Origin of the sequence: Amycolatopsis sp. 3B14 (assembly GCF_050958625.1) — a bacterium.
GTDB classification, from domain to species: domain Bacteria; phylum Actinomycetota; class Actinomycetes; order Mycobacteriales; family Pseudonocardiaceae; genus Amycolatopsis_E; species Amycolatopsis_E thermoflava.
On record NZ_JBHZEN010000079.1, the window covers coordinates 20652 to 31529 of the forward strand.

At 72.1% G+C, this 10878-nt stretch carries 10 protein-coding genes; 7 read left to right on the top strand and 3 right to left on the bottom strand.

Translation table 11 applies throughout. The features are described 5' to 3' along the window. Window positions 1–25: 25 nt before the first annotated feature. Window positions 26–1333, bottom strand: coding sequence for an MFS transporter (locus ACCP09_RS35590; RefSeq protein ID WP_433753221.1), 1308 nt, complete (start codon window positions 1331–1333; stop codon window positions 26–28). Window positions 1334–1443: 110 nt separating this feature from the next. Between ACCP09_RS35590 and ACCP09_RS35595 the strand changes: the two genes are divergently transcribed. The 5 genes from ACCP09_RS35595 to ACCP09_RS35615 all read left to right on the top strand — a co-directional run bounded on the left by ACCP09_RS35595 (window position 1444) and on the right by ACCP09_RS35615 (window position 6451). Then, window positions 1444–2349 (top strand): DUF6772 family protein, encoded by a 906-nt coding sequence (locus ACCP09_RS35595; RefSeq protein ID WP_017981535.1) that lies wholly within the window; start codon window positions 1444–1446, stop codon window positions 2347–2349. Next, window positions 2346–2681, top strand: a complete 336-nt coding sequence (locus ACCP09_RS35600) for a hypothetical protein (RefSeq protein ID WP_223843117.1) — start codon at window positions 2346–2348, stop codon at window positions 2679–2681. The genes ACCP09_RS35595 and ACCP09_RS35600 overlap by 4 nt, the downstream gene beginning before the upstream one ends. 16 nt (window positions 2682–2697) lie before the next feature. Beyond that, on the top strand, window positions 2698–3720 hold the full coding sequence (locus tag ACCP09_RS35605) for a LacI family DNA-binding transcriptional regulator (protein ID WP_433753224.1): 1023 nt from the start codon (window positions 2698–2700) through the stop codon (window positions 3718–3720). A 63-nt stretch (window positions 3721–3783) separates the two neighbouring features. Beyond that, window positions 3784–5595 (top strand): glycerophosphodiester phosphodiesterase, encoded by a 1812-nt coding sequence (locus tag ACCP09_RS35610; RefSeq protein WP_433753226.1) that lies wholly within the window; start codon window positions 3784–3786, stop codon window positions 5593–5595. Window positions 5596–5653: 58 nt separating this feature from the next. Further along, a complete protein-coding gene (locus ACCP09_RS35615; RefSeq protein ID WP_231960599.1) occupies window positions 5654–6451 on the top strand; it encodes a crotonase/enoyl-CoA hydratase family protein in 798 nt (265 codons plus the stop codon). A 31-nt stretch (window positions 6452–6482) separates the two neighbouring features. Here ACCP09_RS35615 and ACCP09_RS35620 read toward each other — a convergent pair whose 3' ends face one another. Both ACCP09_RS35620 and ACCP09_RS35625 read right to left on the bottom strand, forming a co-directional pair. Then, complete coding sequence (locus ACCP09_RS35620) at window positions 6483–7430, bottom strand: SDR family oxidoreductase (protein WP_433753228.1); 948 nt, start codon at window positions 7428–7430, stop codon at window positions 6483–6485. Then, window positions 7427–7843: a MerR family transcriptional regulator gene (locus ACCP09_RS35625; protein ID WP_027931256.1), complete on the bottom strand. Its 417-nt coding sequence runs from the start codon at window positions 7841–7843 to the stop codon at window positions 7427–7429. The genes ACCP09_RS35620 and ACCP09_RS35625 overlap by 4 nt, the downstream gene beginning before the upstream one ends. A gap of 51 nt (window positions 7844–7894) precedes the next feature. Between ACCP09_RS35625 and ACCP09_RS35630 the strand changes: the two genes are divergently transcribed. Next, window positions 7895–8971, top strand: a complete 1077-nt coding sequence (locus ACCP09_RS35630; protein WP_433753231.1) for an isocitrate/isopropylmalate dehydrogenase family protein — start codon at window positions 7895–7897, stop codon at window positions 8969–8971. A gap of 87 nt (window positions 8972–9058) precedes the next feature. After that, entirely contained in the window at window positions 9059–10669 is a 1611-nt protein-coding gene (locus ACCP09_RS35635) for a tannase/feruloyl esterase family alpha/beta hydrolase (RefSeq protein ID WP_433753233.1), read from the top strand. The last annotated feature ends 209 nt before the right edge of the window (window positions 10670–10878 follow it).

Sequence of the window (10878 nt, forward strand, 5' to 3'; positions counted from 1 at the left end):
ATGGTACGTGGCCGGGTGCCGGGCGTCACCCTCCTGCCGGGGTCGCCACCCGGGCGGCGTCGCGGCGGCGCAGGTGCTCCGGCTCGGCGATGAACCGCGCGCCCAGCACCGACAGCAGGCACAACAACCCGCACACCAGCGCGATCGGCCAGGTCTGCCCGCCGGACGCGGACGTCAGCGCGGCCGCCACGAACGGGATGCACCCGCCGACGACGGCGCCCGCGATCTCGCGGGTGAACGTGACGCCGGTGTAGCGGTAGCCGACCGGGAACAGCTCGGACATCATCGTGGCCTGCGAGGCCAGCGTGAGGTCGTTGCACAGCGTGTAGAGCAGGACCAGCGCCGCCCAGATCACCACCGGCGTGCCGGTGTCGAGCAGGAAGAAGAACGGGTAGAACAGCAGCGCCGCCGCGGTCGCGCCGGTCATCATCACCGGCCGCCGCCCGAAGCGGTCGCACAGCCAGCCGGCGGTGGGCACCGTGACCACCTTGAGCGCGTTGGCGATGACGATGCCGAGCAGCCCGACCCACGCCGCGGTGCCGACCTCCTTGGTCAGGTAGCTCAGCGCGTAGACCGAGGGCAGGTAGCTGATCACGTTGGGCGCGACGGAGATCAGCATGCCGGGCAGGATCTTGCGGCCCGACGTGGCGAACAGCGTCCGCAGCGGCGCCCGGGTGGCGCGGCCCTCCTCCTTGGCGCGTTCGAACTCCGGGCTGTCCGGCACCTTGAGCCGCACGATCACACCCGCGACGCCGACCAGGCAGCTGAGCAGGAACGGGATCCGCCAGCCCCAGCCGGTGAAGTCCGCGTCGGACATCAGCGCCGAGGTCAGGAAGAACACGCCGGTCGCGACCAGCGAGCCGACCGCGTTGCCCAGCGTCGGCGCGCTGGCGTTGATGCCGCGCGCCCTGGTCTCGGCGTGTTCGGCGGACAGCAGCATCGCCCCGGCGTACTCGCCGCCGGCGCCGAGCCCCTGCACCACCCGCAGCAGCACCAGCGCCACCGGCGCGAACACGCCGGCGGTGGCGTAGCTGGGCAGCACGCCGATCAGCGTGGACGCCACGGCCATCACCATCAGGGTCACGAACAGCATCGTGCGGCGCCCGACCCGGTCGCCGAGGATCCCGATGATCACCCCGCCGACCGGGCGCGCGAAGAACCCGACGGCGAACGTGGCCAGCGACGACAGGGTCGCGACGACCGGATCACCGGAGGGGAAGAACACCTGCGGCAGCACGAGTGCGGCGGCCGTGCCGTAGAGGGAGAAGTCGTACCACTCGAGCGCCGTGCCCACGGTCGAGCCCACCGTGGCCCGGCTGATCCGGAGTCTCATCGCAGACCCTTCGTTGCGTCTGACGAACGTCTACATTAACGTTCATGGTGGCGACAGGCTACGAGTTCGCTTTCCCTGCGGTCAAGAGACAAGGAACCGCTTTGACTTCCATGAACGTTAATGAGACGGCCCTGTCGAAGTACAACCCGCTGTCCCGCGTGCTGTGCTTCGACCGGTTCGACTCCACCACACACGGCTGGACCGAGCTGCTCGGCAACTACGACGGCCGCGGCGACCTGGACACCGTGGACGACCACATGCGCGACTTCCGCCCGCCGCAGCTGTCCTCGTGCACGTTCTTCGACGTCGGCACGCACGGCACGCTGAGCGGCAACTACGCGCTCAAGCTCGCGACCCGCCCCTACCCCGGCCACACCGCGACCGGCATCCGCCGCCTGACGATGGCGGGCCGCGGCCGGGTCCGCATCGAGACCCACTTCGCGTTCAAGGCGGAGGCGACCGTCGGGCACGAGGCGCCCGCGTCGGTGCCCTGGGACGGCAACCGGCACCCGTCGGAGTCGCAGTTCGGCGCGTTCACCGTGGCCACCGACATCTGCTCGGACGGCGGCCTGCGCTACCACAACGTCATCCGCTACCAGAACACCAACCTCGACGGCGAGATGACCAACCGGTGGATGTACCCGGTGGTGCCGGAGCCGACGCCGCGCGACCACCAGGAGGGCAAGTTCGCCCTCCCCTACGCCGCCGACTTCACCGCACCGGACCCGGACGACTGGCGCACCTTCGGCGAGCCGCTGGAGATGTGCGTCAACGAGGTGCCCACCAAGATCAACTGGCACTACCTGCGCTGGGACATCGACACCAGCACCCGGTCCAATGTGGAGCTCCAGCTCAACGACCGCGTGATGGACATGCGGGACGTGCCCGTGCCGCCGTACCCGGACCGCTACGGCACGCTGGACAACCTGCTCAACTTCTACTTCTCGGTCCGCACCCACTGCGGCGTCCGCAACTTCCTGTTCCTGGACTCGGTCCTGATCTCGGTGGATTGGTGAGGCACGACATGCGCTCGACGACGACGGCTGTCCTGGAACGCAACACCGTGGTGCGCGAGGACTTCGCGACCGAACCCTACGAGCTGCCGTGGGCCGCCGAGGCCCGGTTCTTCGTGCAGGCCCTCGACCTGGACGGCCCGCTGGACTTCCGCACCGAGATCTCCCCCGACGGCCTGCACTGGTGCCCGCTGGACGACGTCGAGCACCGCATCGACGCCCCCGGCCTGATCACCTGGGCGGTGAGCGGGTTCGGCCAGTGGCTGCGGGTGCGCTGCGCCGTGGGTCCCGGCACGACCGGGAAGCTGCGCATCTATCTTGTTGGCAAGGGTTGATCCGGAGGTCAGGCTGGTGGTGCGCGCTCGGCGGGTCACGTTGCGTGACGTCGCGGACAGGGTCGGCCTGTCCGCGAACACGGTGTCGCGCGCGCTGTCGGGCAAGGACCAGGTCAGCGAGGCCACCCGCGAGATGATCGTCGCCGAGGCCCGGCGGCTGGGGTACGTGCCGAACAGCCACGCCCGGTCGCTGGTCTCGGGCACCACGATGGTGCTCGCGCTGGTGATCACCAACCCGTCGAACCCGTTCTACGCCGCGCTGATCTCCGCGGTGGAGCGGCAGTGCCGTCTCGCCGGGTACTCGGTCCTGCTGCTGGTCACCGAGGAGAACGAGGACAACGAGGAACGCGCGGTGCAGCAGCTGCTGCGCTTCGGCGTCGACGGGGTGCTGGCGGTGCCGATCCAGCAGCGGCCCGGGATGTGGGCGGAGCTTTCCGCGGCCGGGCTGCCGGTCGTGCTGCTCAGCCGCGACATCCCGGAGCTGGGTTTCGACTTCGTCGGCATCGACGTCGAGCAGGCGGTCGCGGACGCGGTGTCGCGCGTGGCCGGGCCGGGGCGGGCGTGGCTGTTCGAGGAGGACCTGGAGATCAGCACGGTCGCCCAGCGCATCGCGGGTTTCCAGCGGGCGCTCGGCGGCGATTCGCTGGTGCTGAAGGTGCCCGGGCACCGGACGCGGGACGCGGCGCTGCCGTGGCGGCCGGACGACGCCCACCGGCTCGCGGCCGGGCTGATCAGCCGTGAGCACCACCCGGATCTGGTGGTCACCGGCAACGACTACTTCGCGCTCGGGGTCTACAAGGCGATCCGGGAGTGCGGGCTGACCGTCGGCGAGGACGTGCGTGTGCTCGGCTACGGCGACCACCCGTTCGCCGCCTACCTGGAGCCGGGCCTGAGCACGATCCGGCTGCCTGCCGACGAGGTCGGCTCGGCCGGGGTGGAGTTGTTGCTGCGGCGGGTCGCGGACCCGGACCGGCCGCGGGAAACCGTGCGGTTGAGCGCGGAACTCGTCGAGCGCGGCTCGGCGCGCGTCGTGCGCTGATCGTCGCCGGACGTCCAGGAAAGATCAACCTTCCCGCCACAATCCGGACATAGCGTCCGCCGCATGAGACGCACTCCCCACCGGTGGACGGCGGCCGCGCTCGCGCTCGGCCTCGCCGCCGCACTCGTCCCCACCCTCGCCGCCGCCGCGCCCGGCGACGTCGTCGTCCGCGAGTCCTTCGCCGGCTCCGCACTGCCCGCCGGGTGGACCCCGGTCGCAGGCACCTGGCAGGTCAGCGGCGGCAAGCTGACCAACACCGCGCCCGGCACGCTGTCCCGGATCACGTTCGGCACGCACCTGGAGGACTTCCGCGCCGAGGCGACCATCCGGTTCGACTCGGTGACCAACTCCAGCCGCTGGGCCGGCATCGTGCTCGACACCGCGCCGGGCGGGGCCGTGCCGTGGAGCCAGGCGGTCATGCGGTCGGCCTCCACCGCCACCAACGGCATCGAGTTCGCGCAGCGCACCGAGGCGAACACCTGGAACGTGACCGACACCGCCGCCGCGCCGTACGACGCGAGCACAGGGCGCGACGTCCGCGTGGCGATCGAGGTGCACGGCAGCCGCGCGACCTGGAGCTTCGACGGCCAGACCGTCCTGACCACGACCAAGCTGCGGCGCAGCACGTCGGGCGTGTTCGGGTTCATCGCCGACGGCGCGAAGATCAGCGTCGACGACGTGGTGGTCACCCAGCTCGAACCGCTGCCGGTGACCCAGCCGGACGGCGCGCTGCCGCTCACGATCGCGCACCGCGGCTACTCCGCGGTCGCGCCGGAGAACACCCTCGCGGCGATCGAGGCCGGGATCCGCGCCGGCGCCGAGTACGTGGAGATCGACGCGCAGACCACCCGCGACGGCGTGCCGGTGGTCATGCACGACAACACCGTCGACCGGACCACCCCCGGCACCGGCGACATCTCGACGCTGACCGCCGCCCAGGTGACCGCGCTGGACGCGGGGTCGTGGTTCTCGCCCGCGTTCGCCGGGCAGCGGGTGCCGACGCTCGGGCAGGTGCTGGACCTGGTCCGCACCAGCGGATCGACGCTGCTGCTGGAGATCAAGGGCCCGGAGACCCGCGCGGAGACCACGCGGATCCTCGACGAGGTGCGCAACCGCGGCATGGCGCGACAGGTGCTGGTGCAGAGCTTCGACGAGCAGGTCCTGCGGGACGCGCGGGCGGTCGCGCCGGAGATCCCGCTGGGGCTGCTGCGGGGCGCGGTGGACGCCGATCCGGTGGCGACGGCGAAGGCGTTCGGGGTCGTGACGTACAACCCGTCCGCCGCCGCGCTGCTGACGCGGCCGGACACGGTGTCCAAGCTGAACTCCGCCGGGATCGCCGTGATGCCCTACACCGTGAACGACGCCGCGACCTGGCGGAAGCTGGCCGACGCCGGGGTGGACGCGATCATCACCGACCGGGCCGGGGAGCTCGCCGGCTGGCGGTCGGGCCACGCGGCGCCGTCCGTGACGATCTCGGTGCCGGGTGAGCTGCGGCGGTACGTGCCGGCGCCGGTCGCGGTGTCGGCGCGGGACGCCTCGTCGGTCTCGGTGACGCTGGACGGCGCGCGGATCGACCCGGCGGTGCCGCTGGACCCGCGCTCGCTGGCCGCCGGCGCGCACGAGCTGGTCGCCACCGCGACCGGTCCGGGCGGGACGGCCTCGGCGTCGGCGAAGTTCGAGGTCGTGGTCGACGTGACGGGCGTGCGGGTGCTGGTCGCCGAGGCCGGGGCGCGCCCGGAGGAGACGGCGACGATCCTGCGCCACCTGGACGCCGGGCGCTTCGACCAGGCCGCCGACGCGGTGCGCCGGGCCGGGTTCGCTCCGGAGCTGGAGCGGGTCCTGCTGGCGGACATCGCGTTGCTCGCGAGCCGCTGAGGCCCGGGGTGGCGGGGCGATCTTGTCCCCGCCACCCCGTGCGGGTCAGACTGGCGCGGTGGATCGCGTGCGCATCGAGATCAGTGAAGGTGTCGCCGACGTGCGGCTCAACCGTGCCGACAAGCGCAACGCGCTGGACCCGGCGATGTTCGCGGCCCTGGTGCGGGCGGGCGAACGGCTCAAGACCGAGCCGGGGCTGCGGGCGGTCGTGCTCTCCGGCGAGGGCCCGGACTTCTGCGCCGGCCTGGACTTCGCGGCCTTCCAGGCGATGCGCTCCGGCGGCCGCATCACCGCGGACGTCGACCTGCCGCCCGCCACGGGACCGGCGAAGGCGACCGGTCAGCGCGCCGCCTACGTGTGGACCGAGCTGCCGGTGCCGGTGATCGCGGCGATCACCGGGCACGCCTTGGGCGGCGGGCTGCAGGTGGCGCTGGGCGCGGACATCCGGATCGTCGCGGCGGACGCGAAGCTGTCGGTGCTGGAGATCAAGTGGGGCCTGATCCCGGACATGACCGGCACACAGGTGCTGCCCGAGCTGGTCGGCCGGGACGTGGCGAAGGAGCTGACCTTCACGGGCCGGATCGTGAGCGGCGCGGAGGCGGTCTCGCTGGGCCTGGCGACGCGCGTGGCCGACGATCCGCGGGCGGAGGCGCTGGAGCTGGCCCGGTCGATCGCCGGGCGCAGCCCCGACGCGGTCCGCGCGGCGAAGCGCCTGCTGGACCTGCCGCGCGACCACGAGGCCGGCTTCGCGGCGGAGCAGCGGGAGATCACCGCCCTGATCGGCAGCCCGAACCAGGTCGAGGCGGTGACCGCGTCCTTCGAGAAGCGGGCGCCACGCTTCACCGACCCGACCTGAGCCGCGAGTCCCACACTCGCCGGCGGTGGGCTCATTGCCGGGGCCCGCGGCTCCGGCCTGAGCCTCCGAGCAGGCCCGACCGCCGCAGGCTCTCCGCCGTCTCGCGGATGGTCGTCCGCTGGTCGCGGGGTTCCCAGCCCAGGACGTTCCGCGCCTTGTCCGTGCGGATCACCGGCACCTCGGCCTCGCCGGGAGCCTCGCGCACCGGCACGCCCAGCAGTTCGGCGATCTGCGCGAAGCTCATCGCCGGTCCGCTGCTCACGAGGAACCGCTCGCCGGCCGCCGACGGCGCGGTCATCGCGCGCACGTGCGCGTCGGCCACGTCGCGGACGTCGACCACGCCGAAGTACGACCGCGGCACCACCGGCATCGTCCCCTCCAGCATCGCCTTGATCAGGCCGGTCGAGGTGGACAGCCGGGGGCTCAGCACCGGTCCGAAGATGCCCGTCGGGTTGATCACGGCCAGCTCCGGTCCGCCCTCGCGCGCGAAGTCCCACGCCGCCCGCTCCGCGACGGCCTTCGACTTCACGTACGCGGTGTTATCGTCCGCCGGGTCGGTCCAGTCGGTCTCGTCGTAGAAGCCGCGCGTCGTGCCGCTGTATCCGACGGCGGCGAACGACGAGGTCAGCACCACGCGCCGCACCCCCGCGTCCCGGGCGGCGCGGAGCACCCGCACCGCGCCGTCGCGCGCCGGGCGGATCACCTCGTCCTCGTCGGCCGGGTCGTCGGCCGGGAACGGGGAGGCGACGTGCAGCACGTACGCGCAGCCGTCCACCGCCTCGGCCCAGCCCACGTCGCTGTCCAGCGAGGCGACGGCGAACTCGGGATCCCCGCCGACCGCCTCGCGCACCTCCCCGGCCCGATCGGGCGACCGGACCGTCGTCCGCACGGCCCACCCGTCACTCAGCAGGCGGGCGATGACGTGCGTGCCGACGAACCCCGTCCCGCCCGTGACCAGGACGGGGCCGCGCGCGGTCACTTCAGCCGGGGCAACAGGCCCCGGATTTCGTCGGCGGCCCGCTCCTCGGCGGCCGCGTCACCGCGGTCCCGCGCGTCCCACAGCTCGGCCTTGAGCCGCAGGTAGTCGCGGCGCACCCGCAGCCGCTCGATCTCGGCGTCCAGCCGTTCGACGTTGCGGGCGAACAGGTCGCGTTGCTCGGCCGGGTCGCCGCCGTCGAGGTGGCGCAGGTAGACCCGCATGTCGGCCAGGCTCATGCCGGTCGAGCGGAGGCAGCCGAGCGCTTCGATGGTCTCGACCAGCTCGGGCGGGTACCGGCGGTGCCCGCTGGACTCGTCGCGGTCGACCGGCCCGATCAGGCCGATCTTCTCGTAGTAACGCAGGGTGGGTTCCGGCAGTCCGCTGCGCCGGGAGACCTCCTGGATCGTGCTCATACCGGCCAGTGTCGGATAGTTGAAGCGCTTGAAGTCAAGGGAAGGGCTGACATGACGCAGGACACGTACCGCCTCGGGGTGATGGACGGGGACGGCATCGGGCCGGAGATCGTGCCGGCGGCGGTCCGCGTGGTGGACGCGGCGGCGCAGGAGCTCGACATCGACTGGGTGCCGCTGCCGGTGGGCCGGTCGGCGATCGACGAGTTCGGCACTCCCCTGCCGGAATCCACGGTCGAGGCGCTGTCCGGTGTGGACGGCTGGCTGCTCGGCCCGCACGACAACGCGTCCTACCCGGAGCCGCACCGCTCGCGGCTCAACCCGAGCGGGTTCCTGCGCAAGCACTTCGACCTGTTCGCCAACATCCGCCCGGCCAGGGCGTTCGACGGGGCGCGGGCGCTGGTGCCCGGCACCGACCTGGTGATCGTGCGGGAGAACACCCAGGGTTTCTACGCCGACCGGAACACCTTCGCCGGGGCGGGCGAGTTCATGCCGACCCCGGACGTGGCGATCGCGCACGCCATCTTCACGCGCGAGTCGGTGGAGCGGATCGCGCACGAGGCGTTCCGGCTGGCGCGGCAGCGGCGGCGCCGGGTGACGGTGGTGCACAAGGCGAACGTGCTGCGGCTGACCAGCGGCCTGTTCCTGGACGTGTGCCGCGAGGTGGCGCGGCAGTACCCGGACGTCGGGGTCGGCGACATGCACATCGACGCGATGGCCGCCGCCCTGGTGCGGCGTGCGCCGGAGTTCGATGTGATCGTCACGGAGAACATGTTCGGCGACATTCTGTCCGACCTGACCGCGGAGATCGCGGGCTCGCTCGGCATCGCACCGTCGGTGAACGTGTCGGCGACGCGCGGGATGGCGCAGGCGACGCACGGTTCCGCGCCGGACATCGCGGGCCGGGACGTGGCGAACCCGGTGGCGATGATCCTGTCGGCCGCGATGCTGCTGGAGTGGCTGGGCGACCGCCACGACGACCCGGCGCCGGCCCGGGTCGCGGGCACCATCCGGGAGGCGGTCGCCGAGACGATCCGCGGCGGGGTGACGACTCCGGACCTCGGCGGCTCGGCAGGGACCCGCGCGTTCGCCGACGCCGTGGTGGTGTCGATCAAGCACATGACGGGCTGACCGACGCTGTGGTCCGCCGACATGGTGGACCGTCCCGGGCGCTGCCTACCCTGGCGATCTCGCAACGGTGCGCAGGGAGGATCGTCCATGAGAAGGTCTGTTGCCGTGCTGGTCCCGGCACTGGCGGCCGCGGCTCTCGCGGCGCCGGCGCAGGCGGATCCGGCGACGTCGTGCGCCGGGCTGGCGGGGCTGGCGATCCCGGCCGCCGCCATCGGCCTGCCAACCAGCGGCGGCACGGTCACGTCGGCCCAGGTCGCGGGCACGTACTGCCAGGTGGACGCGGCGCTGCACCCGGTCGATCCGGCGGCGCCGGACATCCGGATGCGCGTCGCGTTGCCGGCGGAGTGGAACGGCAAGGCGCTGATGTTCGGTGGTGGCGGCTACAACGGCACGATCCCGAACGTGGCTGGCAACGTCCCGTTCGGACCGGTCGGCGGCCCCACTCCCCTGGCGCGCGGTTATGCGACGTTCGCGAGCGATTCCGGTCACCAGGCCTCCCCCACGCACGTCCCGGCGACCTCGCTCGACGGCTCGTTCGGGCTGAACGACGAGGCGGTGCGCAACTTCTCGGGCGACGCGCTGAAGAAGACCCGTGATGCGGCGATGTTCCTGATCGCCGAGAGGTATTCGGCGCGCCCGTCGCACAGCTATTTCGCGGGCGGCTCGACCGGTGGCCGCGAGGCGCTGGCGGTGGCGCAACGGTGGCCCGCCGATTTCGACGGGGTGATCTCGGCGTACCCGGCGTGGAACGCGGCGAGCCTGGACCTGTTCTTCGGCTACGAGGCGCAGGTCCTGTCGCAGCCGGGCGCGTTCCCGAACCCGGCGAAGCAGACCCTGTTGTACCGCAGTGTCATCCAGGCCTGCGACGGTCTCGACGGCCTGCGTGACGGCGTGATCTCGAACGAGCCCGCTTGCCGGTTCGACCCTCGGTCGTTGCGCTGCCCCGGCGGCGCGGACACCGGCGACACGTGCCTGTCGGACGCGCAGATCCGCGCGGTGGAGGCGATTTCCGCTCCGCTACGGTTGAACTACCACCTGAACAGCGGCGAACGCGGCTACCCGGGTTTCCCGTTCCTGTCCGGCGCGGCGATGACCACCCCGCTGCTCGGCATGGGCACGGTGGCCCCCGCCACCCCGATGCCGACCACCGCTGGTTACGGTGTCCAGTTCTGGGACCAGTGGGTGCGATACTTCGTGACCCGCGACCCCGGCTTCGACGCCCTGACGGTCGATCCACGCGACCCGGGCCCGTGGCGGGAGCGGATCGCCGAGCTGGCCGGGCTGCAGGACGTGAACAACCCGGACCTGAGCCGTTTCGCCCGGGGCGGCGGCAAACTCCTGCTGCTGCACGGAACAGCGGACGAGCTGGTCAGCCACCGGTCTACAGTGGACTACTTCGAGCGGGTGGAGCGCACACTGGGCAAGCGGGCAACGGATGCCTTCGCACGGTTCTACCTGATCCCCGGCGCGAACCACGCCAACGTGAGCGCGGCCTTCCCCGCCGCGTGGGACTCGCTGACCGCGCTGGAAAACTGGGCCGAGCACGGAAAGCCGCCGGCCGACCCGGTGGTCACCGACGCCACCACCGGCCGGGCCCGCCCACTGTGCGAATATCCGGCCTGGCCCCGCTACCGGAACGGTGACCCAGCCGCAGCGACAAGCTTCACCTGCACCGGACGATCTGTGAACACAAGGTAGCCGGGTGGTCATCCCGTCGCCTTCCGGTTTGTGCATATCACCTTGAGCCAGGGCCGCAAGCTTTGTGTTTTCGGCTGCCGGACCCAGCGCGGGTTGCGGCCCTGGCTCAAGGTGATCGTTCCGGTGTCAGGCGACGGGATGACCACCCAGCTACCTTGGGTTCAGGGCGCTGGCGCTATGCGCCTGTTTTCCACAGGTGTGCGTAGTGG